This is a genomic window from Bradyrhizobium sp. CCBAU 051011 (assembly GCF_009930815.1).
Taxonomy (GTDB): domain Bacteria; phylum Pseudomonadota; class Alphaproteobacteria; order Rhizobiales; family Xanthobacteraceae; genus Bradyrhizobium.
Window position 1 is genome coordinate 1,158,969 of the sequence record NZ_CP022222.1, and the last position, 24,706, is coordinate 1,183,674.

At 62.9% G+C, this 24,706-nt stretch carries 26 protein-coding genes; 5 read left to right on the plus strand and 21 right to left on the minus strand.

Annotated features, from left to right (window positions below):
* Window positions 1–17: 17 nt before the first annotated feature.
* The 17 genes from tolB to ACH79_RS05660 form a co-directional block, all read right to left on the minus strand.
* Window positions 18–1,346, minus strand: a complete 1,329-nt coding sequence (gene tolB / locus ACH79_RS05580) for a Tol-Pal system beta propeller repeat protein TolB (protein WP_161856229.1) — start codon at window positions 1,344–1,346, stop codon at window positions 18–20.
* Between the two features lie 87 nt (window positions 1,347–1,433).
* Window positions 1,434–2,363: a cell envelope integrity protein TolA gene (locus tag ACH79_RS05585; protein WP_161856230.1), complete on the minus strand. Its 930-nt coding sequence runs from the start codon at window positions 2,361–2,363 to the stop codon at window positions 1,434–1,436.
* 51 nt (window positions 2,364–2,414) lie between these two features.
* Entirely contained in the window at window positions 2,415–2,891 is a 477-nt protein-coding gene (locus ACH79_RS05590; RefSeq protein WP_161850114.1) for a biopolymer transporter ExbD, read from the minus strand.
* Between the two features lie 37 nt (window positions 2,892–2,928).
* Window positions 2,929–3,642: a protein TolQ gene (gene tolQ, locus ACH79_RS05595; protein ID WP_161850115.1), complete on the minus strand. Its 714-nt coding sequence runs from the start codon at window positions 3,640–3,642 to the stop codon at window positions 2,929–2,931.
* Between the two features lie 653 nt (window positions 3,643–4,295).
* Window positions 4,296–5,255 carry an IS110 family transposase gene (locus ACH79_RS05600; protein ID WP_161849892.1) on the minus strand — a complete coding sequence of 320 codons (960 nt, stop codon included), beginning with the start codon at window positions 5,253–5,255 and terminating at the stop codon, window positions 4,296–4,298.
* Window positions 5,256–5,916: 661 nt separating this feature from the next.
* Window positions 5,917–6,684: a serine acetyltransferase gene (locus ACH79_RS05605; protein WP_161850116.1), complete on the minus strand. Its 768-nt coding sequence runs from the start codon at window positions 6,682–6,684 to the stop codon at window positions 5,917–5,919.
* A 197-nt stretch (window positions 6,685–6,881) separates the two neighbouring features.
* Window positions 6,882–7,256: a hypothetical protein gene (locus ACH79_RS05610; RefSeq protein WP_161850117.1), complete on the minus strand. Its 375-nt coding sequence runs from the start codon at window positions 7,254–7,256 to the stop codon at window positions 6,882–6,884.
* A gap of 26 nt (window positions 7,257–7,282) precedes the next feature.
* The gene (locus ACH79_RS05615; RefSeq protein ID WP_161850118.1) at window positions 7,283–10,411 is read right to left on the minus strand and encodes an efflux RND transporter permease subunit; all 3,129 of its coding nucleotides are present in this window, start codon (window positions 10,409–10,411) and stop codon (window positions 7,283–7,285) included.
* Between the two features lie 14 nt (window positions 10,412–10,425).
* Complete coding sequence (locus ACH79_RS05620; RefSeq protein WP_161850119.1) at window positions 10,426–12,078, minus strand: efflux RND transporter periplasmic adaptor subunit; 1,653 nt, start codon at window positions 12,076–12,078, stop codon at window positions 10,426–10,428.
* A 650-nt stretch (window positions 12,079–12,728) separates the two neighbouring features.
* Window positions 12,729–13,214: a DUF2852 domain-containing protein gene (locus tag ACH79_RS05625; protein ID WP_161856231.1), complete on the minus strand. Its 486-nt coding sequence runs from the start codon at window positions 13,212–13,214 to the stop codon at window positions 12,729–12,731.
* 109 nt (window positions 13,215–13,323) lie between these two features.
* Window positions 13,324–14,046, minus strand: a complete 723-nt coding sequence (locus ACH79_RS05630) for a TetR/AcrR family transcriptional regulator (protein WP_161850120.1) — start codon at window positions 14,044–14,046, stop codon at window positions 13,324–13,326.
* 97 nt (window positions 14,047–14,143) lie between these two features.
* Entirely contained in the window at window positions 14,144–14,509 is a 366-nt protein-coding gene (locus tag ACH79_RS05635) for a hypothetical protein (RefSeq protein WP_161850121.1), read from the minus strand.
* A 79-nt stretch (window positions 14,510–14,588) separates the two neighbouring features.
* Window positions 14,589–15,014 carry a YciI family protein gene (locus ACH79_RS05640; RefSeq protein WP_161850122.1) on the minus strand — a complete coding sequence of 142 codons (426 nt, stop codon included), beginning with the start codon at window positions 15,012–15,014 and terminating at the stop codon, window positions 14,589–14,591.
* 164 nt (window positions 15,015–15,178) lie between these two features.
* A complete protein-coding gene (locus tag ACH79_RS05645; RefSeq protein WP_161850123.1) occupies window positions 15,179–15,595 on the minus strand; it encodes a YciI family protein in 417 nt (138 codons plus the stop codon).
* A 129-nt stretch (window positions 15,596–15,724) separates the two neighbouring features.
* Window positions 15,725–16,093: a nuclear transport factor 2 family protein gene (locus ACH79_RS05650; protein ID WP_161850124.1), complete on the minus strand. Its 369-nt coding sequence runs from the start codon at window positions 16,091–16,093 to the stop codon at window positions 15,725–15,727.
* A gap of 14 nt (window positions 16,094–16,107) precedes the next feature.
* Window positions 16,108–16,761, minus strand: a complete 654-nt coding sequence (locus ACH79_RS05655) for a glutathione S-transferase family protein (RefSeq protein ID WP_161850125.1) — start codon at window positions 16,759–16,761, stop codon at window positions 16,108–16,110.
* 61 nt (window positions 16,762–16,822) lie between these two features.
* Window positions 16,823–17,374, minus strand: coding sequence for a dihydrofolate reductase family protein (locus tag ACH79_RS05660; protein WP_161850126.1), 552 nt, complete (start codon window positions 17,372–17,374; stop codon window positions 16,823–16,825).
* Between the two features lie 114 nt (window positions 17,375–17,488).
* Here ACH79_RS05660 and ACH79_RS05665 point away from each other — a divergent pair, with 114 nt between their 5' ends.
* From ACH79_RS05665 to ACH79_RS05675, 3 genes are all read left to right on the plus strand, one after another.
* The gene (locus ACH79_RS05665; protein ID WP_161850127.1) at window positions 17,489–17,986 is read left to right on the plus strand and encodes a helix-turn-helix domain-containing protein; all 498 of its coding nucleotides are present in this window, start codon (window positions 17,489–17,491) and stop codon (window positions 17,984–17,986) included.
* Window positions 17,987–18,215: 229 nt separating this feature from the next.
* Window positions 18,216–19,892: a PAS domain-containing methyl-accepting chemotaxis protein gene (locus ACH79_RS05670; protein ID WP_246738443.1), complete on the plus strand. Its 1,677-nt coding sequence runs from the start codon at window positions 18,216–18,218 to the stop codon at window positions 19,890–19,892.
* A 150-nt stretch (window positions 19,893–20,042) separates the two neighbouring features.
* The gene (locus ACH79_RS05675) at window positions 20,043–20,831 is read left to right on the plus strand and encodes an SDR family NAD(P)-dependent oxidoreductase (protein ID WP_161850129.1); all 789 of its coding nucleotides are present in this window, start codon (window positions 20,043–20,045) and stop codon (window positions 20,829–20,831) included.
* Between the two features lie 39 nt (window positions 20,832–20,870).
* On the opposite strand, the gene ACH79_RS44720 is transcribed toward ACH79_RS05675, so the two are convergent.
* The 3 genes from ACH79_RS44720 to cobS all read right to left on the minus strand — a co-directional run bounded on the left by ACH79_RS44720 (window position 20,871) and on the right by cobS (window position 22,487).
* Window positions 20,871–21,005 (minus strand): hypothetical protein, encoded by a 135-nt coding sequence (locus ACH79_RS44720; RefSeq protein ID WP_256380300.1) that lies wholly within the window; start codon window positions 21,003–21,005, stop codon window positions 20,871–20,873.
* A gap of 166 nt (window positions 21,006–21,171) precedes the next feature.
* Window positions 21,172–21,735 (minus strand): histidine phosphatase family protein, encoded by a 564-nt coding sequence (locus tag ACH79_RS05680; RefSeq protein ID WP_161850130.1) that lies wholly within the window; start codon window positions 21,733–21,735, stop codon window positions 21,172–21,174.
* Window positions 21,732–22,487, minus strand: a complete 756-nt coding sequence (cobS, locus tag ACH79_RS05685) for an adenosylcobinamide-GDP ribazoletransferase (protein ID WP_161850131.1) — start codon at window positions 22,485–22,487, stop codon at window positions 21,732–21,734. The genes ACH79_RS05680 and cobS overlap by 4 nt, the downstream gene beginning before the upstream one ends.
* A 54-nt stretch (window positions 22,488–22,541) precedes the next feature.
* Between cobS and cobT the strand changes: the two genes are divergently transcribed.
* Both cobT and ACH79_RS05695 read left to right on the plus strand, forming a co-directional pair.
* Complete coding sequence (cobT, locus tag ACH79_RS05690; protein WP_161850132.1) at window positions 22,542–23,558, plus strand: nicotinate-nucleotide--dimethylbenzimidazole phosphoribosyltransferase; 1,017 nt, start codon at window positions 22,542–22,544, stop codon at window positions 23,556–23,558.
* Between the two features lie 63 nt (window positions 23,559–23,621).
* Entirely contained in the window at window positions 23,622–24,059 is a 438-nt protein-coding gene (locus tag ACH79_RS05695; protein WP_161850133.1) for a hypothetical protein, read from the plus strand.
* A 104-nt stretch (window positions 24,060–24,163) separates the two neighbouring features.
* Here ACH79_RS05695 and ACH79_RS05700 read toward each other — a convergent pair whose 3' ends face one another.
* Window positions 24,164–24,577 (minus strand): VOC family protein, encoded by a 414-nt coding sequence (locus ACH79_RS05700; protein ID WP_161850134.1) that lies wholly within the window; start codon window positions 24,575–24,577, stop codon window positions 24,164–24,166.
* Window positions 24,578–24,706: the final 129 nt, after the last annotated feature.

Genomic DNA, 24,706 nt, shown 5'->3' on the forward strand with positions numbered 1-24,706 from the left:
CGCGCGAGCGGGTTCCATCAGGACAATAGCGGCGACCATGCGGGGTCGGAGGCGAAACCGGGCGTTGGCACCCGCAATTCGTTACGACCTGAGATGTCGACCGTGTACAGCGACGGCCCGCCGCTGCCGCCGGGATCGCGGAAGAACATGACGACCCGCCCGTTCGGCGCAAACGTCGGCCCCTCATTGTGGAAGCCGGAGGTGAGGATGCGTTCGCCCGAACCGTCGGTCTTCATGATGCCGATGGCGAATGCGCCGCCGCCCTGCTTGGTGAAGGCGATGTAGTCGCCGCGCGGCGACCAGACCGGCGTCGAGTAGCTGCCCTCACCGAACGAGATGCGCTGCGCGCCGCCGCCATTGGCCGGCATCACGTAGATCTGCGGCTTGCCGCCGCGATCGGATTCGAAACAGATCCGGCTGCCGTCGGGCGAATAGGACGGCGAGGTGTCGATCGCCGGCGTATCGGTCAGCCGTGTCGTCGATTTCGAGCGCAGGTCCATTACGAACAGGTTCGAGTTGCCGCCCTGCTGCAGGCTCATGATGATGCGCTGACCATCCGGCGAGAACCGCGGCGAGAACGACATGCCGGGGAAGTTGCCGACGATCTCGCGCTGCCCGGTCTCGACGTTGAACAGATAGACGCGCGGATCGCCCTGGCCGAACTCCATGTAGGTGATCTCTTGCGTCGACGGCGAGAAGCGCGGCGTCAGCACCAGGTCGGAGCCCTTGGTGAGATAGCGAACGTTGGCGCCGTCCTGATCCATCAGTGCCAGCCGCTTGACGCGGCGCTCCTTCGATCCGGTCTCGTCGACGAACACGACGCGGCTGTCGAAATAGCCCTTTTCACCGGTCGCGCGCTCGTAGATCTGGTCCGAGATAATATGCGCGATCCGCCGCCAATATTCCGGCGAGGTGAAATATTGCTGGCCCGCGAGCTGCTGGTTGGTGTTGACGTCCCAGAGACGGAATTCAGCCTTGAGGCGGCCGTCGCCCTGCCGAGTCATACGGCCGGTCACCAGATAGGTTGCATTGATCTGCTTCCAGCTCTGAAAGGTCGGCGGGTTGTCGGGATTGCTGATGCGCTCGATGAAGGCGGCCGGATCGATCGGCGCGAACAGCCCGCTGCGCTTGAGGTTGTTGGTGATGACCTGCGCCACGCCGACGCCGACCTCGGCATCGCCAGGCGTGCCCGCGACGAAATTCGGGATCGCGATCGGCTGCGGGGTGAACTCGCCCTCGGGAATTACGATCCGCTTCGGCGCTTGCGCAAAGGCATTACCGCCGGCGACCGCGCCAAGTGCCGCCATTCCGGCAATGATCTGACGGCGGCTCGGGCGATACAGCATGTTCGGCAATCCATCTTTGTCAGTCATCGCTTCAAACTTTGCTCATATCTGTCATTGCCAACGGGTGTCCGCCACGTGACAAAACCGTTAGACTTTTTCCTTGAACACCGGCGAGAAATATTTCCACTCTTCGTAGAAGGCCGCCGGCAGCTTATATGGCTGGCATTCGATGATCGCGCGCAATGCGCTTTCCTGATAGACGCGAAGGAAGGGCGTCGCCGGCGTTCCCTCAGGAACCGGCGAGCCTTCGAGCGTGCCGTCGCGCTTCAGGCGAATGGCAAATGCCGCTTCAGGCCTCTGCGACTCGATCCCGCCATAGGGTTTCTTCCAGCATCGCTCGACCTGGCGCTGGAACATTGAACCCCAGGTCGCGGAATTGTCCGCGGCCGTGCCCTTGGCAAGGCCCAGCGCCGCGTTGGAATTCAGCGTGTCGCCGGTCGTGGCCTGGCGCGTCGGATCACGCTTGTCGAGCAGGGCCGCGATCTGGTTCTGATCGAAGTGCCGTTCCACGATCCGTTGCTTCGGCGGCTCCGGCGGCGGCTTGGCGGCCTGCACCGGCGGCTTCGGCGGCGGCTTCTTCTCTTCCTTCTTGATGGTGTCGCCGATCTGATCGACCTTCGGCGGATCGGGCTTTTTCTCGACCGGCTTCGGCTCTTCCTTCGGCTTCTCGACGACCTTCGGCGGGTCGGGTTTCTTCTCGACCGGCTTCTCCTCGACCTTCGGCTGAGGCGGCGGCGCGGTCTCGGTCACCACGGGCGCCTTCTCGGTGATCTTGCCGACGGCGTCATCGACGGGCTTGGCTTCGGCGACCTTCTCGACCAGCGGCTTCGGGTTTTCCTTCTTGCCGGTCTTCATGCCGGCCATCACCTTGGCAAGCTCTTTGGAGTCAACCACATCGACCGCAACCGACTCTTCCGGCGGCATTTCGAGCGCCTTGGTCGAGAACGACAGCATCACCCACCCCAGCACGAACAAGTGCAAGGCAACCGATGCCATCACCGTCTTGTCGACCTTGATCTTCACTCGAGTTTTCCCGCTCCCCGTCAGCCATCCTACGCCATTACATGCTCAGGAGCCCTGCTCCGGCACGATGACGATATTCGCCTTGAACCCCGCCGTCCGAATATACCCCAATAATTTCATCATATCCGTGTAACAGACGTCCTTGTCGCCCCGCAGGTATACCACGCGCTCGGCCTCCGATCTGGTCTCCTTGATCGCCGTGATCTTGGGCAGGAGCTCATTGGCCGGAATCAGCGTATCCCCGAGGTAGAGCTCGACGTTTGAATTGCAGGTACCGCCGGTGCGCTTGACCGACAATGTCAGCGGCGGCGCATTCGCCTGGATCTGCTTGCCGCCACCGGCAACCGGCAGGTCGATATCGATGCTGGACGTCATCAACGGCGCCGCCACCATGAAGATGATGAGCAGCACCAGCATCACGTCAACCATCGGCGTGACGTTGATCTCCGCCATCACGGCGGCACGACGCCGGCCGCGGCGTCCGCCGCCACCGCCTGCCGAACCTGCCATGTTCATCGCCATGATCGTGATCTCACGCTGCGCTCGTCATGTGCCGTCCTCACGCCCGCTCGTCGATCTGGCGGGACAGGATGGCGGAAAACTCGTCGGCAAAGCCTTCCAGCCGCTGCGCCTGCCGATTCACCTCGGACGTGAATTTATTGTAGAAAATGGTCGCGGGGATGGCGGCGATAAGACCGATAGCGGTCGCAAACAGCGCTTCCGCGATGCCGGGCGCGACCACTGCCAATGAAGTGTTTTTCGAAGCCGCGATCGACTGGAAGCTCGACATGATGCCCCAAACGGTTCCGAACAGGCCGACGAACGGACCCGCCGAACCGACCGTCGCCAGCACCAGCAGCCGCCGCTCCAGCCGTTCGACTTCGCGGGCGATGGAGACGTTCATCACCTTCTCGATCCGCATCTGCAGGCCGGCAAAGGAGCGCGTCTGGCTCTCGAACGAGCGCTTCCACTCACGCATCGCGGCGACGAAGCACGCCGCCATCGATTGCGTCGGCTTTGCCGACAGCGCGCGGTAAAGCTCCTCGATTGACTGCCCCGACCAGAACGCCTGTTCGAAGCGGTCCATCGCACGCTTGGTGCGCGAATAAAGGAAAATCTTGTCGATCGCGATCGCCCACACCCAGACCGAGCAGGCGAGAAGGCCCAGCATGACCGTTTTGACGACCCAGTGGGCCTGCATGAACAGCGAGATCAGCGACACATCGGCCGCGATCATCGGCAAAGCTGACGGCGCCACGTCGGCGGGATTCATAAGCGGTATCCTCTCAACGCAAGTGTCCCTAATTCCTCCGGGAGCAAATGGCTGCCGGTTCCACAGCCGCGCGTCGAGCGCGGCGATTTGCGCCAGCGCGAGAAGCCTCTCTTGTGTCGCATGGGGGGCCCGCCGAAAGCCGGGCTCTGCTTCCCCTGCCAACATGTCAAAACGAGGGCTGTCCGCGCGTCATTCCGTCCCTAACCAGACGCTAAGCTTGGTTAACTTTAGGTTACCAAAGGGAAATCCAACAGCCGGAAATCCAGCCAAGCCGGGCGGTTAGGAGCCGGGAACCGGGTTCCATGAGACGTTCCCGACCGATTGTGCTGGGCCGGTAGCCGCTGCCCTTTCGGGCGGCCCGAAGCGTAGCCTCCTCAGGGTGGCAAGTCGCCAGTTCTCTCTGCGTCATTGCGAGCCGACGGGTGGATACAGTTTCGCATTCTCGCGTCGCTGATCGCCCGAGGTTTGTATTTTCTTCGTCGCCCTCTCCAATCAGAGCAACTGTGCTGGAAGTAGCCCGGTGATCGGCCGGCCTCAAGGCTGGCGCTGGCGCGCCCCCGCCTACGGCGGCTGCGGCCTTGACCCCGCCCGTTCACCGGTCTGTCGGCTTTGCAAGCGCTCGGTCGCGGAACCGATCGCGGTGGGCGCGCTCGTCAGCTCAACGCGTAACGGCTGGGATCCCATTTCTGCCGTCGTGCGATCATGGTGTTGAGGATGATGATCAGCTTGCGCATGCCGGCGATGATGGCAATCTTCGGCTCTTTTCCTTTGGCAATCAGGCGCTGATAGTAGGCCTTCAGCACGGGATTGTTCAGCGTGGCTGCGCCAACACAGGGCATGTAGATGGCGTTACGGACCCAGCGGCGGCCTCCCTTGATGTGGCGCTCGCCGCGGCGCTTTCCGCTGTCGTCGTCATAGGGGGCGACCCCGATCAAGGCCGCGGCGATCTTGTTGCTCACCTGACCAAGCTCCGGCATTCCTGCAAGGAGGTTTGCCGAACTCGTCTCGGCGAACCCCGGCACACTCTCGATGATCTCGGCGCGTTCCGCAAAATCCGGCATGGACTTGATTTTGGCGCAGATGGCGGCCTCGAGCTTGGCAATCTCGCAGGCCAGGTTCTTCAAGATGCGGGCATGCGCCTTCTGCACCAATCCCGGCGCGGCATGCTCGCTTTGGCTGACCAAGCGCATCCTAAAATCAATCAGGCTTAAGCGCGCCTTTACGAGTGCCTGCAGCTCCTCTTGTGCCGCATCGTGTTTCTGGCCCGGCGCATCGCTGAATGTCTCGGCGAACCAGGCAATCATCTCGGCATCGATCGTATCGTTCTTGGCCAGCCGTCCGGCTGATAGCGCGAAGCTGCGGACCCGTTTGGGGTCGACGATCCGAACTTCGATGCCGGCGTCGCGCAGCACCTTGGCCCAGGCACGCTCATAGCCGCCACTCGCCTCCATCACCGCCTTGTTCGCCTGGTGCTTGCGAAGCCAGGCGACCAGCTTACGGTGCCCCTGGGTCGTGCTCGGGAGGGTTTGCCGTAATCCCAACGCACGAATGCACGCATCCACCTTGTCCTTGGCGACATCGATACCCACGACAACATGAGCATTTTGTGCCATCATCCACTCCCTTCCTTGCTCGGTTCGGGCTCGAAGCCCTTGCAACTGTTCGGGTTGAGGAAGACACCGGAGCTGTCCCTCGCTCTGACACAGGCTCGGTCGCCTTTGGGCGCAACGGGCTCAGTTCCAGCAACGGGCGGTTGGTGCGCAACCGCCCGTTCGCACATTCTGACAGATTTCCTGGACACAAGGGCGCAGGGAAGACCGGGTGCGCGCTGCACCCGCGGTCTCGTGTGCCGTTGCGCATAAGGAAAACGCACACGAGCATACAGGTACAGCGGAAACACTCCGGCCTTCCCTGCGCAATGGCTTTACGGCTTACTTCGTGCTCTCCCCGGAGAACGGCTCTTTTGCCTCCGTCATCCCTGAGAAGCTTCGCTTCTTAAGAACTTAACGCCAGCACCGCGGCGTCCGAACCACACGACTTCGCCGTACGCCTCACGTCACGTACGTCGTCGTGACATCAGCGTCCATCGCATCTCACCGCACGTTCGTGACGATCGCGAAGCGCCCCTCATCTTGCCGTGAGACGGGCGGAGTTATGCGACTGATTTGCCCAACCTGTTAAGCGGAATATTTTTGATTCCCGGGCTTGACACGATTTCGGAAAATCAGAATTGATTTGCCCTACCCTGCGCTCACCCGGGCTACGCGGCCGTGCTCAGACGGAGACCTTTGGCTCCGGGCAATTGGTCAATCGCGCTGGCACCCCGACCGCGGTGCAGCCGGGCGGCACGTCATGCTCGACGACCGCACCGGCGCCGATCTTGGCGAAATCGCCGATGCTGACATTGCCGATAATGGTCGAGCCGCCGCCGAGATAAACGCCCCTGCCGATCTTTGGCGCGCGGTCCGGCTCCGAAGTCTTGCGGCCGATGGTGACGTTCTGCAGGATCGTCACCTCGTCGCCGATCACGGCAAAGGCGCCGATGATGATGCCGGTGGCGTGGTCGAGAAACACCGACGTGCCGATCACGGCCGAGGGGTGAATGCTGACCTGAAGCTGATCGGACGACAGGCTTTGCAGCAAGAGTGCGAGATCGTTACGGCCTTGACGCCAGAGCCAGCCGGAGACGCGAAAGGCCTGCAGCGCGACATACCCCTTGAAGTTCAACAGCGGCGGCAGCAGCGTCGTCTTCGCGGGATCATGAACGGCGATGCACTGCAGATCGCGGCTCGCCGCGTCGATCAGGTCGGGCGAAGCCGCAAAGGCGTCACGTGCAAGCTGGGCAACGTGCTTCCGATCGGCCGGGCTCTTGCCGAGCCGATCACCGAGCTGGTGTGACAATGCACTGCCGAAATCGGGCTGATCGAGGATGGCGGATGACAGCGCCGCGCCGAATACCGGGTCGCGTGCCACCGCGCTCGTCGCTTCACGCCGGACGGACTCCCAGAGTTGATCAACCGGTGCAGTTCCGTCTGGAATCATGGCCGCCTCGGAAGTAGTGCTGCCCGCGCAATATAGGCCATCAGCGAGAAAGCGCCAGCAGCGCGTTCATGCCGGCCTTGTGAGAGGCATCCACGTCCTTCGTTACGCGTCTGCAAGAAAGACGTGGATGCCGAGACGTCTCGCGCGAAGACGCGCTTCGCGCTCTTGCCCGGCCATGACGAACCTAGTGCATGAGATCAGTCGAAACGTGCGTTGATCGTTTTCCCGTCCGGCCCGGTAAGCTGAACAGCCCCCTTGACGGTCTGTGGAACGGCTACACCGGCTTTTCCGGCAAGCGCGCCCGACTCGCTCAGGCGCAGTTCGATCCTCTCCACCTTGCCGCCAATCTGAAAAATGGCAACGCCCTTGAATCCGGCGGCACTCATCGGCTTTTCGTCGGCGTCGCTGACGAAGATCTCCACACTGTCGCCATTGGTTATGAGTTCGGCGTGGTAAGGCTTTGCTTCCGCCATCCGCCCGCCATGCGGCCCTTTCGCTGAGTGAGCGCCGGCCGGCGAGGCCACTAGTGCCATCAGAAGCGCAAGACGAAGGACAATGGCTTTGTGTCTCATGTGAATTCTTCCTTTTCAGCTTTGCGTCAGTAGGAGTGAGCCGCGGCGGTTGCCTTGCCGGTTTCGTCGGCCTGCCGTTGCAACAAGCGCGCAAGCGGCTTTTTCCCGAACCACAGGAACAGCACCGGTGTCACGACGGTATCGAGCAGTGTCGCGCTGATGAGGCCGCCGAAGATCGTCACGGCAACGGGATGGAGAATCTCCTTGCCCGATTCATCGGCGCCGATCAAAAGCGGCACCAGTGCCACCCCCGCCGAAAGCGCCGTCATCAACACCGGCGTCATCCGTTCGAGGCTTCCCCGGATGACCAGCTCTCTTCCGAATTCCACGCCGTCCTGCAGCGCCAGGTTGATGTAGTGACTGATCTTGAGGATGCCGTTACGCGCGGCGATGCCGGTAAGCGTGACAAACCCGACCAGGCTCGCAACCGAGAGCGGCTGATCGGTGATGGCCAGCGCGGCAACCGATCCGATCAAGGCGAGTGGAATGCCGCCCATGATGATCAGCGCCAGCACCGCGGACCGATAGCGGCTGTAGAGGATCGCGAAGATCAGGGAGAGCGAGACGAGCGCCAGAATGCCGATGGTCCGGCTCGCTTCTTCCTGCGCCTGGAACGTTCCTTCGAGGCTTGCGGTCACGCCCGGTGGCAGTCTCGTCGCCTGCAGCTCGCCGCGAATCCCCTCGACCAGCTTCGCCATGTCAACCTTGGCATCCGAATTGGCGAGGATGACGATGCGCCGCCGTCCATTTTCTCTCAGGATCTGATTGGGTCCGTCGGTCTCCGTGATATCGGCGATCTGCCGCGCCGGTATCCAGCCGGTCGGCGTCTTGATCAGGAGATCGCCGAGCTTCTCCGTGGTTCGCAGACGGTCCGGCAGGCGCATGACAACATCGAAGCGGCGATAGCCGTCGACGACGCGCGATATCACCCGGCCGCTCGACAGCCGCGACAATTGCTCGACCACCGCGCCCGGCTGAACGCCGTACAGTGCTGCACGGGTATAATTGACGCGGATTTCAAGCTGGGGGATTCGCACCTGCTTTTCGACCTGAAGGTCCTTGATGCCGGGCAGACCGGCGATCCGGCTGCGGATTTCCTCCGCGGTACCGCGAAGGATGTCGAGATCCTCGCCGAACAGCTTCAAGGCGATCTCCGCGCGGACACCGGAGAGCAGGTGATCGAGCCGATGCGAGATCGGCTGTCCAACGTTGACGGATAGCGGCAGGACAGCGAGGCGCGAACGGATGTCGGCAACGATGTCCGGCTTCGCACGATCCGAATGCTTCAAGGCGACATCGAGCTCGGAGGAATGCACGCCTTCGGCATGCTCATCCAGTTCGGCGCGGCCGGTCCTTCGGCCGATGCTGATCACCTCCGGGACGTCCAGCAGCAGCCGTTCGGCGATTGCGCCGACGCGGTTCGATTCTGCGAGTGAAACGCCGGGATTGAAGGCGAGGTTGATGGTGAACGTGCCTTCGTTAAACGCGGGCAGGAAGGCACGCTTGAGCTGGAATGCGCCCCATCCCGCCGCCGCTACCGCGATCAAGGTCAGCGCCAGCAGAAGTTTTCCGCGGGCGAACGCAGCATCAAGGGCGGCACGGTTGATTCGCTTGAGTCGTCGCACCAGCCAGCTTTCGCCCTCGGCCATGCGTTTTGCGCCCGGCAGCAGGTAATAGGCCATGACCGGCGTAAGCGTGATCGAGACCACGAGGCTTGCGAGGATCGAAATAATGTAGGCCTGGCCGAGCGGGGCGAACAGGCGTCCTTCAACGCCGGAGAGCGCGAACAGCGGCACGAACACCAGCACGATGATCGTCGTCGCATAGACGATGCCGGAACGGACTTCGCTGGAGGCGGCAACAACGACTTCGAACACGCTCCGTGGATTGCCCTGCTCCCGGTTTTCCCGTAAGCGCCGAAAGATATTTTCGACGTCGACCACGGCGTCATCGACAAGCTCGCCGATGGCAATCGCAAGGCCGCCGAGCGTCATCGTGTTGATCGACAGGCCGAAGAGCTTGAAAATGATGGCCGTGGTCAGGATCGAAACGGGGATGGCCGTCAGCGAGATCGCCGTCGTACGCCAATTGAGAAGGAATGCGAACAGGATGACCGAGACGACAACCGCCGCCTCAATCAGAACCCGGCCAACGTTACGGAGCGAGTTCTCGATGAAATCCGCCTGGCGAAACACGATTTCGCCAGCCTTGACGCCAGGCGGAAGTGACGGCTCGAGTTCCGAAAGCGCCTGCTCGATCTGACCGGTCAGCCGCACGGTATCGACGCCGGGTTGCTTTTCAACCGAGACGATGACGGCGGGCTTGCTCATGTGTCCGGCATCGCCGCGCTTGATCTTGGGCGCGAAGTCGACATCGGCGACCTGACGCATGTAGACCGGCCGCCCGTCGATGGTGGCCACGACGATGCTGCGCAAATCCTCCAGGCTCGTCGTTCGCCCGATATTCCGGATCAGGTATTCGCGGGCGTTGTGGTCGGTGAAGCCGCCGCCGGTATTGGTTCCGAACTGGGCGAGCGCGAGCTCGAGCTGTTCGTAGGTCACGGACAGCGCGCGCAACGCGGAGGGCTGCGGCGCAATCCGATATTGCCTGACTTCTCCACCGATCGGGATCACCTGCGCGACGCCGGGGATGGCGAGCAGGCGCGGCCTGATCGTGAAGTCGGCGATCTCGCGCACTTCCATCGGCGAGGCCGTCGTCGAGGTGACGGCGACGAGAAGTATCTGCCCCATGATCGAGCTGATCGGGGCGATCTGCGAGGTGACATTGAGGGGAAGCTGGCTTTGCACACGGGCCAGACGCTCGGCCACGAGCTGCCGGTTGCGGTAGATATCCGTTCCCCAGTCGAACTCGACGTAGACGATCGAAAGCCCGATTCCCGAAACCGAACGAACGCGGCTGACACCGGGAACGCCGTTCATCTGCGTTTCGATCGGAAATGTGATGAGTTGCTCGACCTCTGGCGGCGCGTAGCCTTCGGACTCCGTCATGATCGTGACGGTCGGCCGGTTAAGGTCCGGGAAGACGTCGACGGGGAGTTGTCGGGCGGTGTAGGCGCCGAGAACCACGAGGAGGCCCGCCAAGGCCAGCACGAACAGCCGGTTGCGGAGGGAGGCGCTGACGAGAAGCGAAAACATCGCGACGTCTCCCTTCAGCGTACGTGTTCAAGGAGCTCTGCTCCTTGCGAGACGATACGTTTGCCGGGCGCAACGCCTGACATGATCAACACGTTCTCGCCGTCGAGCGGCTCCGCGCGTACGCTCCTCGGCGCGAACCGCTCAGGCCCGACATGCTCATAGACGAAGTCCTGACCGTTCGAGCCGCGGACGAGGCTGGTGCGCGGGACCGCGATTCCTTCCTTCTCGTCCCGAGTCGGGACGAGAACGGTCAGGAACTGTCCTGCCCTCAGGCCGGCGGTATCGCCAATGATCGAAAAGTGCACCGGAACCGACTGACTGCGATCGGCAAAGCCGGCGCCGCGATATTCAAGCTCGAGGCTCCTGCCGGAATAGGTCGTGGCGCGCGCGGTCTTGACGCCTTCGATCGTCTCAAAGCTCAATGCTTCGACCCAGAGACGCGACGGATCGACAATGTTGAACACGATCGAACTCGGCTGCACGATTTGTCCGGCGACCGCGGTGCCTTCCGCAATCACGCCGGCCACCGGAGCGACGAGGGGTTCGGGTTCGCGCCGGGCCTTCTCAATCGAAGCTCGGCGGTCGCGCAAGCCCTCGAGCTCAAGGCGGGCCTCCTCAAGCTGGGTGCGGGATACGGCCCCGCCTGCCGCGAGCTGCTCGTAGCGCGCCACGCGCCGCTCCACGATCGAGATCTGCTGGTCCAACTCACCCTGACGCTGGCGCATGTCGGACAGATCGATGGCCTGCAGGGGCGGCGTGACGTAGCCCAGGATATCGCCCTGCTTCACGCGCGTGCCGAGACGGGGAAAACCGTCCGGCGATGCCGACAGCCTGCCACCGACGGCGGATTGCACGTAACCGCTGGCGGCCGGGTCCGGAATGATGCGACCTGGAAGCTCGGCGACCTTGGGATGACGCGCCTTCTCAGTCACCAGCGATCGCAGGGCAAAAATGCGCTGGATGGACTTCGGAACGAACACCGTGCCATCCGACAGGCGTTGGGCACGCTCCTCTGAATTTGCCCTGATCGCGACCTGCTCCTTTTCCTCCTCATGACCATGGCCTTCATGGGCGTTTCCTTCTCCCGCTCCGCTGACGAGTGCCATGCAGGCCAGCACGACGAGAGCCAAGCGGCGGCGCAGAACGGCCGCTGCCACAAGCAGACCGGCAATGAAGCCGCCGCCGACGAGCAAAATCGTGCGCAGGACAGGCGACCATTCGAGATGCGCAACCGGCGAGGAAGATTTCTGAGCTGGCGTTTCGATGGTAACCGGCAAGATGTCGGTCAGGTTCTTGGCCGTGATCGAAACGACAAGATCGGTTCGGCCCCCCTTGGAAAGCCAGGGAGCCGGCAGCCGATAGGCACCATCCGGCTGCTCGCTCGGCGTGGCAGGTCCTGCAGGCGTCTCAACGACCAGGCTGGCGCCGGTTACCGGCTCATTGGTCGCGAAACGGTCGACATAGATGTCGATGCTGTCGCCGCGAGCGACTGCAACCAGTTCAAACTCTGCGGAGACGGCTTCGCCGCGCGGCGTAGCGCTAACGCTCGCCTGCGGTTCATCCGTGTGATCATGGCCTTCATGGGCCGGCGTGGCCGTTAGCGTGGCGCAGGTCGCAACAACGGCAACGGCGATGGCGCATGAAATGCGCCGAAACTTTCGAAACATAGCGGTCGTCCTCACTCGAGATTCATGCCGCGAGACACGCCACGCAGGCGCGCTCACACGGATTCGGCACTCAGAGGGAGGTTCTTGGAGGACGCTCGAAAGATTCCGGCGCGCGGCGTATCCCCGCTTGCGAAGGCGGAAAACTCAGGCGCGAGACAATCTGCAGATAAGGAATCGACAGTGAGGCGCTTGGAAGTCCTGAGGGGCAACACGGGCCGGAGGCCGAGGAGCAGCATCCGCCCAGACACGGCCTTTCCGGGGATGCCTGATCCCCATCCTGGTTCAGCTTCACCTCCACTGCGGCGGAGAGAACGGCCTGGTGATCGGTGCTTACCATCGCGATGGATGCAACAGCCGCGTGATGCACGGCCTGATGTTGATGATGGCCCGAATGGGCGTAGGCTGCAGATGGACCAAACGACAGCACGGCCAAAACGACCGCCGTCCCGACCATTCGCAGGATCATCCCAAGGAACACCATTGGTCGATTATACGACGGACGCCACCGCAATTACAAACCGTTCGAGGGTCGCCGTCTGCGCGGACAAAAACAAACCGCCCACCTGCGCATCGCAGATGGGCGGCTGTATCCGCCGTCAGGCGTCATGGGGGCATCACGCCTGCGGCTGAACTTCACGTAGTGTTGACACTCAGCCCTGCTGCGGCTGGTCGTTCGGCGGGGTCGGGCGCTGCTTGTGCTGCGCCATGAACTGGTCGAACTCTTCCTTGTCCCTGGCGTGGCGCAGGCGGTCGAGGAAATTCCTGAACTCGACCTGCTCTTCCTCGAGCCGGCGCAGGGTTTCCATGCGGTACTCGTCGAAGGCGCGGTTGCCGCTCGAGGGCGGGCCGAAGCCGAAGCCGCCGAAACCACGGCGCTCCATGCGGTTGCGCATCCGGTCCATCTTGTACTGCATCCGCTCCATCTTGTTCTGCCAGCGGTCTCCGTGGCTCCAGCAACCCATCTTTCTGCTCCCTAGTGTGAAAAAGAGGAGGGCGAGGCCGATCGGCCACCAGATGATGAAGCCGAGGATGGTCACCACGATCCAGCCGGGGTGCCAGGGGCTCTCAAGCATATTCGGGCGATAGTTCTCTTCCGTCGGGCCGCGCCATCGATTGACATCTGCGGTGTAGGCCATTTCCCTCTCCATGACGGCGATCACGCCGTTGTGAATGTAAATAACATTTACATACCTAAACCATCCCGCGTTTTTGTCAAGCGCGCAGCTGACCGCACGCTGCAAAAATTTATCTGGGGTTGCCCCAGGGACCCGAAGAGCCGCCGGCCGGGGGAACGGGCGGCGGGCCGGACGGCTTCTGGTCCGAAGCCCGGCGATCGGTCGGGAAGCCAAGGCCGCGCAGATAGATCAGCACCTGCGCTTCCAGGAGGTCCTCCGGCGACATCGGCAATTTGCGCCGCGCGCCATCGCCGCGGCCGAACAGCGAGGCCACGCCGTGCGCCATCGACCAGATGTGCAACGCCATCATCATCGCCGGCGGCCGCGGCACGCCGGGCGGCGACATCGCCGCCAGCCGTTCGGCCGCCGCGCGGATGAGGGCAAAGGCGCGTTCGCTCGCGGCCATCAAGGTCGGATTGGCTTCGATGGGAATGCCGGATTCAAACATCGCCGAATAGAACGCGGGCTCGTTGCGGGCAAACGCCAGATAGGCTTTGCCGACCCGTTCGAACGCCGTGACGGTATCCGGGCGCCCATCGTCCCAGGCTTGCGTGAGCAAGGCCTCGAACTGCTCAAAGCCGCGCTGGGCGATCGAGGACAGCAGTTCATCGCGGTCGCGGAAATGCCGGTACGGCGCGGCGGGGCTGACGCCGGCCATCCGCGCCGCGTCCGCAAAGGTGAAACCGGCCGGGCCCTTCTGCGAAATCAGATCGAGCGCTGCCTGCAGCAATGCCTCTTTCAGATTGCCGTGATGGTAGCCACGCTCGCCGCGGCGATCCTTTTGCCAACTCATGTGAACGATCTTTACATGAGTGGGGCGCAAAGAGTCACTTATTTTGCGCCGTTCATGAAGGTTAACGGCGTGCGGAACGCCGCAAAATTCCAATTTCTTAACCGCCCGGGATGGGGAGGACCGGCATGATCTCCACCCGCTCGCCCGGAAAAATCGCAAAATGCGGATGGTTCTCGAACAGTTTCGCGGCCGCCTCATGTGAAGCGGCCCGCACCACCGTGAAGGCGCCCATTTCGTTGCTGATGTCAGCAATACCGTTTGAATCGACCTTCTTGGTCCTGCCGAGCGGGCCCCCCATGGCGTCGATCGCCGCCTGGTGCTTTTCGACCCAAGCCTTCCACGCCGCGATCCCCTGCTGCTCCCTGGCGTGCCGCTCAGCCTCGGGCAGAGCATTCCAGGCCGCCATTTTCGTACTGGTCTTGCTGCCGAGGAAGACAGCGAGGAACGTGTCGTTGGTGCTCATGAGGTTTCTCCTCCCTTGCGGTTGACGGATCGACGATCAACTCTCGACTTGACGGCTGCGCTTCGAAGCAGGCCAAAACTCACCGCGCCCGGTGTTGATTTCCTTTCTGCAATTCCTCGAAGCCGGCGGCCGCCTGCTGCACTTCCTCGGAGAAATCGCCGATCTCCTGCACCTGGCGGATTTCGATGATTTCGTTCTCGCTGGCCGGGCATTTTTTCGCCCAGGCGATTGCCTCCTCGCGCGACTTCACGTTGATCATCCAGTAGCCGCCGAGCACTTCCTTTGCTTCCGTGAAGGGGCCGTCCGTGACAACAGGCTTGCCGGTGGCGAAGGAAACCCGCGCGCCCATCGACGGCGGATGCAGGCCATCGAGCGCGATCAGCACGCCGGCCTCCTTCAGCGCCTCGTTGTACTTCATCATCGCCTTGACGCGCTCCGGGTCGAGCTGGACGTCGGGTGGCGCGGTCTCGTAGCCGAGGGGAATCATCAGCATCATGAATCGCATGGTGGGATCCTTGCTCTGTTGTCGTCATTCCGGGGCGCGCAAAAGCGCGAACTACGGTGCGCGATTGCGCACTGGAGAATCTGGAGATTGTGTAGCGAGATTCTCAGGTGCGCATTGCGCACCTTAGTTCGATGCTTCGCATCGCCCGGATTGACGGTGGGCCCTTACTTCTTCGCCGCTTGCGCGCGCAGCCGCTCTTCCTGTTCGCGCAGTTCGGGGGTGAGCGCTTCGCCGAAATCTTCCGCCGCGAACACCTGGCGAATTTCGACCTCGTCGCCATCCAGGAACGGCGCGCGCTTCATCCACGCGATCGCATCATCCAGCGATTTGGTGTTGATCAGCCAGAAGCCGGCAACGAGGTCGCCCGAGAGCGGGAACGGACCGCGGCTGGCGCTGCCCTGCCCGCCCTGATATTTGATCCGCGCGCCCTTCGAGGTCGGATGCAGGCCCTCGCCCGCCTCCATCACGCCGGCCTTGACCAGCTCTTCGTTGAACTTGCCCATCGCGGCCAGCAGTTCCGTACTCGGCATCACGCCGGCTTCCGTATCCTTGCTCGCCTTCACAATCACCATGAATCGCATTGTCGTGCTCCGTTATATCTCGCTGGGCGGCTACCCTTCGTCCGCCTTCATCAACAAGACGAGCGGGGTTTTACGGCACCGACATGTCGGGAAAAATTATTTCGGAAGTAATTTGACCGGCAAGCCGGTCTATGGCTGCTGCCTGACGAACTTGCCATCCTGGTAGGAGGCGCCGAAGTAGACGTCGATGCGCTTCACCTTGTCGCCATCGAAGACGAAGAACTCGGTATTGCGGAAACTCTTTCCGCCCTTCGCGGTACAGCGATAGGTCACAAAGGCGGCATCGCCGTCGACGAAAATTCGCTCCAGCTCGTGCCGTTCGATCCAGTCGCTGTTCTGCCAGCAGCGCGCGAAATAGGTCGCCTTGTCGATATTGTCATCGAACGGGCTGGTGAAGCGGAATTCGTCGCTAAAGGCATCCGCGACGAACTTGCGATCGTTGGACAGATAGGCTGCAAATATCTTGCGGATCGTGTCTGCCCTGTTGGCTTCGGCCATCCGGCACTCCCTACTCAATTTTCCTTGGGCACCATCTGGAAATACGGCTCGGCTTCCCGGAGCACGCGTGCGAAGGAAGGCCGCGCCTTCAGACGCTCAAGATAGGAAGCAAGGTGCCTCTGCGTATCGCCGAACGGCTCGGCCATGTTGCCGTAGAACAGCGACGGCGCGGCGGCGCAATCGGCGAGCGTGAAATCTGCCCCCATCGCCCAGCCGCCGCCGGCCATCTGCTGCTCGATCATGGCATAGGAAGTCCGCAACTGCGCCCTCGCCTCCTCGACGCCGTGCGGATCGCGCTTTCCTTCCGGACGCAAGCGGTCGACCATGATCTTCTGCATCGGCAGATGCACATAGAGATCATAGAAGCGGTCGCGCAGCCGCGTCTGTAACGCCCTGTCCGGATCGGTTGGGATCAGCCGCGTCCGGCTGCCAGGGTGGCGGTCGAGATATTCGACGATGATGCTGGACTCCGGAACAATCTCGCCTCGCGCGTCATCCTGCAGCACCGGAAACTTGCCGATCCCCCACAGCTTCACCAGCGCGGCCCGGTCGCCCGGGTTGCCGAGATCGACCAGGTTCGGCGTGAACGGGATGTCGTTCTCGTAGAGCGCGATCAGCGCCTTCCAGCAGAACGAGGCGAGCGGGTGGAAATGCAGCGTGAGCGACATGGAAAACTCCCGGTTAACAAGACGACCCGCAACCCCGCGCGCCGACATTTGCCCCAAATGATTAGTTTGCGGCAGCCGGCACGTAGCGGAGGATCACGACGCCGGTCGACAACGGCCGGCTGTCGATCAGCTTCAGCTTGACCTTCTCGCCCTGCTTGAACAACGGCGTGCCGCCGCCAAGAATGACGGGGTTGACCGCGATGCGGAACTCGTCGATCAGGCCATGCGGAATCAGGCTGCTGGCGAGATCGGCGCTGCCGAACAGAAAGATGTCCTTGGCGCTGTCGCGCTTCAGCCTGGCGACGGTGCCGGCCGCGTCGCCCTCGAACATCTGCGTGTTGTTCCAATCGGACTTCTTCACCGTGCGCGAGAAAACGAATTTCGGCGCAGCGTTCATGAAATCGGCGATCTCGCCGGTCGCGCTCGGCCAATGGTTCGCCATCAATTCATAGGTGACGCGGCCGAACAGCAATCCACCGGCGGCGTTCAACTGCTCGATCGAGAACTGCTCCAGTTCTTTGCCCCAGACGTCGGAATGGAAGGAAATGTCGCGGTTCGGGCCTTCAACGAAGCCGTCCAGCGTCATCAGGTTCCACATGATCAGTTTCGCCATCGCGTTCCTCCTTTTCAAAACCGATTGCATTTTGCAACTGGTTGTATCCTGGGGCAACCGGTGCAATATTGCAAGCAGTTTTTTTGGCCGCCCTGATCCCGCCTGGAACCGAACATGACCGACATCAGCCGCTCCGGCTGCCCGATCAATCTCTCGCTGGAAGTGCTCGGCGATAAATGGAGCCTTTTGATCATCCGCGACATGATGTTCGGCAACCGGCGGCATTTTCGCGAGTTGCTGACCAAATCGGAGGAAGGCATCTCCTCCAACATTCTCGCCGACCGGCTGAAGACCTTGCTCGACGAGGGCGTCATCACCCGCGAGGACGATCCGACGCACAAGCAAAAGGGAATCTACTCGCTCACCGAGCAGGGCATCGAGTTGCTTCCCGTTCTCGCGCAGATGGCGGCGTGGGGTTACAAATATCTGCCGGTCAGCGAAGAACTCGGCATCCGCGCTCGGCTGCTCAGCGAGGGCGGACCGAAACTATGGGCGGAGTTCATGGATGAGTTGCGCGAGGCTCATCTCGGCACGAAGCGGCGCAAGCGAATCGGTCCATCGGTCGGCGAGCGATTGCAGGCGGCGTATGAGAGCGTGGTGCGCCGCAAGTAAGTCGTGTCCGACTTGATTCCACACCGTGCGTTGCGCTCGTACAGCGCGTGGCGCCGCGCCGATATATCCTGCAAATCTATGTTTTTACAATGAAATCCGTCATTCTACGGAGAACACCGTTAACGCATTCTTCTTTCCTTCAGATCAAATGTACCATTCTGGGGCGACAAGGCTCGAACTGGCATTGATCACAGCCTCGCCATTTCCACCACATTGGACGGGGTCACTCGTGTTTCAATTTCTCAAGAATTCGTCTTCAGACAAGGCGCTGGCTGATGCGCTCGGCCGCTCGCAGGCCGTGATCGAATTCGGCACGGACGGCACTATCCTCACCGCCAACGACAATTTCCTCAAAGCCCTCGGCTACACGCTCGGCGAAATCCAGGGCAAGCATCACAGCATGTTCGTCGACCCGTCCGAGCGCGACAGCGCGGCCTACCGCGAATTCTGGGCGGCGCTGAAGCGCGGAGAATACCAGTCCGCCGAATACAAGCGGATCGGCAAGGGCGGAAAGGAAGTCTGGATTCAGGCGTCCTACAACCCTGTCCTCGACGGCAGCGGCAAGCCTTGCAAGGTCGTGAAGTTCGCCACCGACATCACCGAGCGCAAGATCAAGAGCATGGAGGACTCCGGCCAGATCGCCGCGATCAGCCGTGCACAGGCGGTCATCGCGTTCGAGATGGACGGCACCATCGTCACCGCCAACGAAAACTTCCTGAAGGCGATGGGCTACACGCTCGCCGAAATCCAGGGCAAGCATCACAGCATGTTCGTCGCGCAGGCGGAGCGCGACAGCGCGGCCTACCGGCAGTTCTGGGCGAGCCTTAACCGCGGCGAACACCAGTCGGCCGAATACAAGCGGATCGGCAAGGGCGGCCGCGAAGTCTGGATCCTCGCCTCCTACAATCCCGTGCTCGACGAGAAGGGCAAGCCGTTCCGGGTGGTGAAGTTCGCCACCGACGTCACCAGCCAGAAGCTTGCGACCGCCGATCTCGCCGGCCAGATCGCCGCCATCGGCAAGTCGCAGGCGGTGATCGAATTCAACATGGACGGCAGCATCATCGGCGCCAACCAGAACTTCCTCAAGACCGTCGGCTACTCGCTGGACGAAATCCGCGGCCGGCACCACAGCATGTTCGTCGACCAGGCCGAGCGCGACAGCGCGGCCTACCGCGAATTCTGGGCGGCGCTCAACCGCGGCGAATACCAGGCCGCCGAATACAAGCGGATCGGCAAGAACGGCAAGGAAATCTGGATCCAGGCGTCCTACAATCCGATCCTCGATCTCAACGGCAAGCCGTTCAAGGTGGTGAAATACGCCACCGACACCACCGCGCAGGTGCTGGTTCGGATGGGCAATGAGCGCGTGCGCGGCATGATGGAATCGGTCGCCGCGGGCGCGGAGGAATTGAACACCTCGGTGCGGGAAATCTCGGAGGCCATGACCAAGTCGCGCGAGACGGCATCGACCGCGGTCGAGCGGGTCGAGGCGGCCGACGCCCAGGCCAAGCGCCTGAACGAGGCGGCGCAGGCGATGAGCGGCATCGTGGAACTGATCGGCAACATCACAGGTCAGATCAACCTGCTGGCGCTGAACGCGACGATCGAATCGGCGCGCGCCGGCGAAGCAGGCCGCGGCTTTGCCGTGGTGGCGTCCGAGGTCAAGAACCTCGCCACTCAGGCCAAGCAGGCGACCGACAAGATCGGGCACGAGATCGGCAATCTCAATGGCATCTCCGGCGACGTCGTCGGCGCGCTCGACAGCATCAAGCAGGCGATCCAGGGCGTCAGCGAATATGTCACCGCGACCGCCGCCGCAGTCGAGGAACAGAGCACGGTGACCAGCGAGATGTCCTCCAGCATGCAACGCGCCGCTGCGGAGGCAAAGGCGATCGCGCAGCGCTAAAGTTTCAGACATCGCCATCGGCTTGATCCGATACGGGATGACCGCCCGTATCGGATTTTTGCATGCCGAATTCTGCATCGCTGGCGCCGCGACACGCATCAGCGCTTGCGCTATAGGAGCGGGAAATCTCTCTCGCCAACGGACCCGTCCATGCCCCCCTCCCCGCAAAAAACTGCTCTCGTCACCGGCGCCGCGCGCGGCATCGGGCTTGCGACGGCAAAGCGCTTTCTCGCCGAGGGCTGGCAGGTGGCGCTGCTCGACATCGAGGGCGAGTTGCTCGACCGCGTGGTGGCCGCGCTCGCCGACCCCGACAATACGCTGGCGCTGCATTGCGACGTCTCCGATGCAGGCGCGGTGGCCAAGGCCATGGCAGCGGTGAGCGGCCGGTTCAGCCGGCTCGACGCGCTGGTCAACAATGCCGGCATTGCGGTGTTCGTGCCGTTGCTCGACACGTCCGATGAAGACTGGAACCGGATTCTGGCGGTCAACCTCACCGGTCCGTTCCTATGCACCAAGGCGGCGGCACCCTTGATGCGCGAGCATGGCGGCGGCGCGATCGTCAACATCACGTCCATTTCGGCGGTGCGTGCTTCCACCCTGCGCTCGGCCTACGGCACCAGCAAAGCCGGGCTTGCGCATCTGACTAAGCAGCTCGCGGTGGAACTGGCTTCGCTCGGCATTCGCGTCAACGCCGTGGCGCCGGGACCGGTCGAAACCGCGATGGCAAAGCAGGTGCATACGCCGGAAATCCGCGCCGACTACCATGACGCCATCCCCCTCAACCGCTACGGCCTCGAAGAGGAACTGGCGGAGGCGATCTTCTTCCTGTGCAGCGAGCGCTCGAGCTACATCACCGGGCAGATTCTCGCCGTCGATGGCGGCTTCGACGCCGCCGGTATCGGCCTGCCGACGTTGCGCGGTCAGCGGCGCAACGGGTAGTTCCGTAGTATCTTTGTCAAATCGTGGAGGGAGTTTTGTTTAGCGCGAGACCGTGCGCAGCAGCACGGGCTTTTCCGGCGGAACATCCGAATTGAGACCCGGCAGTCCCAAGGCGAACGCCGTCACGAGCAGCAAGACGCCCGCGCAGATCGTGCTGAGAAAAAGATGATCCATCATCGGGCGTCAACGAATGACCGTACTTTTCGTTCCGGGCATCGGCTGCCCTCCACCTGCGGCACTCGTGAATGTGGAAAGACCTGTTCCCCTTACCCGGCGCAGCGCGCCGACCTCTCCCCGCATCCGCGGCATTGAACCATTGCGCAAGATATTTCGCGCGGCATTACTTGTTCACCGCAACCACGCGCCAGCCGTTATCGAGCCGGTCGACCCGGGTCAGGGACAGCGGATCGATCACAAAGCGCAGCGCCTGCTCGGGCTTAAGATCGAGCGCGATGGCGAGCACGGCCCGGATGGTGCCTGAATGCACGACGAGGATCACCTCGCCTGCGGGCAGCAGCGCAAGCCCTGCCCGCGCGCGATCGATCTGGTCGATGAAACTTTCGCCGCCGGGCGGCCGGTTGCCGGCGGGCGATTTCCAGAAATCGTGATAGGCCGAACCGAGTTCGCGTTCGAGTTCGCTGTGACGCTGTCCGGTCCACGCGCCAAAGTCCTGTTCGCGAAAGGCCGGCTGATCGACCGGATCGAGACCGAGCTTTTCGGCGGTCTCGCGCGTGCGACGGGCCGGACTGCACACCGCCAAGGCACTCGCCGGCAAGCGTGCCTTCAGCGCCGCAAAGGCTGTGGCATCGCCAAGATCGGCCGGCGCGTCGGGGCCGTGGATCACGCCGCGCGGTCCGTCAACCGGCGCATGGCGGATCAGCCAGAGATTTGTTTCCGTGCTCAAGGCGCCAATCTCGCTGCAAGCAGGACCAGGATTGCGGTTTCCGCGACCTGCTCGGCGCCGCCCAATACGTCACCGGTCTGGCCGCCGATCTGCCGCAGCGCCAGCCACGCCACGGCAAACGCGGTGATGCCGGCCGCAACCGCGGCAAGAAGCGCGTTGCTCCACGGCAGAGACAACAGCGCGATGAGCAGCGCAAGGCCGGCAGCGATTGCCGCCGTCGCCGCATCGGGTTGGCCGGCGTTGCGGGCCAGCCCATCCTTGCGCGCATAGGGCAGCTGCAGGGACATCGCGGGCAATATGCCGCGCCCTAGTGCGTGCGCGGCGATCAAACCCGGCACGACCTGGCCGTCCGGAATTGCCGCCAGCGCGGACAATTTTGCGGCAAAGCTCACCAGCAGAATCATGGCACCGTAGGTGCCGAGCCGGCTGTCGCGCATGATCTCCAGCCTCGATTCGCGGTCGCGGCCGCCGCCGAATCCGTCGGCAATGTCGGCGAGGCCATCCTCGTGCAGCGCGCCGGTCAGGATCGCGCTGCCGCCGAGCGCCAGCGCAGCCGCCGCGAGATCGGGCACGCCGACGGATCGCAGGCCGAGACACAACAATCCCACCACAGCGCCGATCAGCGCGCCAACGACAGGAAACATCCGGTGCGCGCGCACGAAATTTGGCGGCATGGCGCCGTCCGGATGCGGCATCGGCAATCGCGTCAGGAACGCGACGGCGGTTTTGAAGTCGTCGAACCATTCATTCATGGAGATGTCCGGAGATTCGTTCTAGCGTGCGGCCCCATCCGAGGCGAGAATCGCATGAAGTTCGACAGTCTAGACGACATCCGCACCTTCTGTCGCGACTTGCCGCGCGGTGACCACCGGCTAGCTGACAGCGCCGCGCGGCGGCAGCAGAATTTGACAAAGCCGCCTGAAAGCCTCGGGCGCCTCGAAGAACTCGCGATCTGGCTGGCGCAATGGCAGGGTCGCGAGATGCCGCGGCTGGAGCGCGTGACCATCACGGTCTTCGCCGGCAATCACGGCGTCGCCGCGCGCGGCGTCTCGGCCTATCCATCAGCCGTCACCGCGCAGATGGTGGCGAATTTTTCAGCCGGTGGCGCGGCGATCAACCAGATCGCAAAGGCCGCTTCCGCCGAGCTTTGCGTGGTGCCGATCGAACTCAACCATCCGACGCGCGATTTCACCGAGGCTGCAGCGATGGACGAAGGAGAATTTCTCAGCGCAGTCGATGCCGGCTATCGCTCCGTACCCGGGGATTGCGACCTGCTTGCGGTCGGCGAAATGGGCATCGCGAATACGACGGCGGCGGCAACGCTATGCGCGGCCCTGCTCGGCGGCGGCGCGGCGCGCTGGGCCGGCCGCGGCACCGGCGTCGACGATGACGGCCTGGCGCGCAAGCGCGCGGCGATCGAGACGGCGCTGACTTTCCATCGCGATATTCTCGGCGACCCGCTGGCGGTGGCAGCAGCCCTTGGCGGCCGCGAGCTCGCGGCGATCGCCGGCGCCGTGCTCGCCGCCCGTCAGCATAAGGTTCCAGTGCTGCTCGATGGCTTCGTGGCAACGTCAGCAGTACTGCCGCTCACGCGTCTCGAGGCGAGCGCGCTCGATCATTGCCGTGCCGGGCATGTTTCCTCCGAATCCGGCCACCGCGAGCTCCTGCGCGAACTGAAGCTTGATCCGCTGCTCGATCTGAACATGCGGCTCGGCGAAGCGTCGGGCGCAGGTGTCGCGATCCTGCTGGCGCGCGCGGCGCTGGCCTGCCACACCGGGATGGCAACCTTTGCGCAGGCCGGGGTCTCCGGCGCGGATGTTTGACGAAACCTTGCCACATATCTCGGCGTAACTGCCGGGAGGGCAGTGCTGCCGAGGGAGCTGCGGATGCAAAGGGCGGTTATCAAGCTAATCGTTGTCGCCGCCGCGCTGCCTGCGGCGATCCTGCCGGTGCGGGCCGAGATCCGCATTCTCGCCAGCCCCGGCGGCCAAGTCGGGCCGTTTCTCGAACTGTTCGATCGCGTACGCCAATCCGGCGAACGGGTGGTGATCGACGGGCCATGCCTGTCGGCGTGCACACTGGTGCTGATGACTATACCGGAAGAGCGGATCTGCGTGACCCGCCGCGCGGTGCTGGGATTTCACGCCGCGCGCTCGATCGACGGCCGCGGCCGCATCTATGCGGAACCGGAAGCCTCGCGCGCGGTGCACGCAGCCTATCCGGCGCCGGTACGGGACTGGATCGCCCGACGCGGCGGATTGACGTCGCGGCTGCTCTTGTTGCGCGGGCGCGAGCTCGCCGCGATCTATCCAAGGTGCAGATGATTGTAGGGTGGGTTAGCGAAGCGTAACCCACCGAAGTCTCGATGCGCGGCTGGTCCGGCGGTGGGTTACGGCTTCGCCTAACCCACCCTACGGCACCCTACGAATTACATCCCTTCCTTCGGGGAATTCACCATCCAGGGAATGCCGAACTTGTCGACGCACATGCCAAAACCGTTGGAGAAGAAGGTCTTGCCGAACGGCATCCGCACCGTGCCGCCTTCGGCCAGCGCATTGAATCGGCGCTCGGCATCCGCGGGATCCTCGACCGCGAGCGCCACCGAAATACCCTGCGGCTGATGGTAATCGCCCGGCGTCGCGTCTGATGCCATCAGCACCTCGCCGTCGATGGTGACGCGGGCATGCATGATCTTGGTTTTCCAGTCCGCCGGGATCGGCATCTCGGCGGGGCCGTCGCCGTAGGGCATCTTCGCCTCGATCCGGGCGCCGAGCGCCTTTTGATAGTAGTTCAGCGCTTCCTCGCAATTGCCGTTGAAGAAAAGATAGGGATTGACCTGCATCGCTGGCTCCTTGGGTTTGACAGTGACGTTCCCCGGACGCTGCGCAGTGCGTTAGCGCGCGCTGCCGTTCCGGGGGTCCATCGGTGGGTCACGGTCTGCGGCGTACCGTTACCGGAGGTGCGTTGCATC

Excerpts from the sequence above, each read along its gene's own strand:
- ACH79_RS05600 (WP_161849892.1), bottom strand. The coding sequence starts at position 5,255 with ATGGCACAAAATGCTCATGTTGTCGTGGGTATCGATGTCGCCAAGGAC.
- tolB (WP_161856229.1), bottom strand. The coding sequence starts at position 1,346 with ATGCTGTATCGCCCGAGCCGCCGTCAGATCATTGCCGGAATGGCGGCA.
- ACH79_RS05615 (WP_161850118.1), bottom strand. The coding sequence starts at position 10,411 with ATGTTTTCGCTTCTCGTCAGCGCCTCCCTCCGCAACCGGCTGTTCGTG.
- ACH79_RS05605 (WP_161850116.1), bottom strand. The coding sequence starts at position 6,684 with ATGATTCCAGACGGAACTGCACCGGTTGATCAACTCTGGGAGTCCGTC.
- ACH79_RS05620 (WP_161850119.1), bottom strand. The coding sequence starts at position 12,078 with ATGTTTCGAAAGTTTCGGCGCATTTCATGCGCCATCGCCGTTGCCGTT.
- ACH79_RS05635 (WP_161850121.1), bottom strand. The coding sequence starts at position 14,509 with ATGAGCACCAACGACACGTTCCTCGCTGTCTTCCTCGGCAGCAAGACC.
- ACH79_RS05660 (WP_161850126.1), bottom strand. The coding sequence starts at position 17,374 with ATGGCGAAACTGATCATGTGGAACCTGATGACGCTGGACGGCTTCGTT.
- ACH79_RS05665 (WP_161850127.1), top strand. The coding sequence starts at position 17,489 with ATGACCGACATCAGCCGCTCCGGCTGCCCGATCAATCTCTCGCTGGAA.
- ACH79_RS05640 (WP_161850122.1), bottom strand. The coding sequence starts at position 15,014 with ATGCGATTCATGATGCTGATGATTCCCCTCGGCTACGAGACCGCGCCA.
- cobT (WP_161850132.1), top strand. The coding sequence starts at position 22,542 with ATGAAGTTCGACAGTCTAGACGACATCCGCACCTTCTGTCGCGACTTG.
- ACH79_RS44720 (WP_256380300.1), bottom strand. The coding sequence starts at position 21,005 with ATGGATCATCTTTTTCTCAGCACGATCTGCGCGGGCGTCTTGCTGCTC.
- ACH79_RS05700 (WP_161850134.1), bottom strand. The coding sequence starts at position 24,577 with ATGCAGGTCAATCCCTATCTTTTCTTCAACGGCAATTGCGAGGAAGCG.
- ACH79_RS05645 (WP_161850123.1), bottom strand. The coding sequence starts at position 15,595 with ATGCGATTCATGGTGATTGTGAAGGCGAGCAAGGATACGGAAGCCGGC.
- ACH79_RS05655 (WP_161850125.1), bottom strand. The coding sequence starts at position 16,761 with ATGTCGCTCACGCTGCATTTCCACCCGCTCGCCTCGTTCTGCTGGAAG.
- ACH79_RS05695 (WP_161850133.1), top strand. The coding sequence starts at position 23,622 with ATGCAAAGGGCGGTTATCAAGCTAATCGTTGTCGCCGCCGCGCTGCCT.
- ACH79_RS05610 (WP_161850117.1), bottom strand. The coding sequence starts at position 7,256 with ATGAGACACAAAGCCATTGTCCTTCGTCTTGCGCTTCTGATGGCACTA.
- ACH79_RS05675 (WP_161850129.1), top strand. The coding sequence starts at position 20,043 with ATGCCCCCCTCCCCGCAAAAAACTGCTCTCGTCACCGGCGCCGCGCGC.
- ACH79_RS05630 (WP_161850120.1), bottom strand. The coding sequence starts at position 14,046 with ATGAGTTGGCAAAAGGATCGCCGCGGCGAGCGTGGCTACCATCACGGC.
- ACH79_RS05625 (WP_161856231.1), bottom strand. The coding sequence starts at position 13,214 with ATGGCCTACACCGCAGATGTCAATCGATGGCGCGGCCCGACGGAAGAG.
- ACH79_RS05650 (WP_161850124.1), bottom strand. The coding sequence starts at position 16,093 with ATGGCCGAAGCCAACAGGGCAGACACGATCCGCAAGATATTTGCAGCC.
- ACH79_RS05590 (WP_161850114.1), bottom strand. The coding sequence starts at position 2,891 with ATGGCGATGAACATGGCAGGTTCGGCAGGCGGTGGCGGCGGACGCCGC.
- tolQ (WP_161850115.1), bottom strand. The coding sequence starts at position 3,642 with ATGAATCCCGCCGACGTGGCGCCGTCAGCTTTGCCGATGATCGCGGCC.
- cobS (WP_161850131.1), bottom strand. The coding sequence starts at position 22,487 with ATGAATGAATGGTTCGACGACTTCAAAACCGCCGTCGCGTTCCTGACG.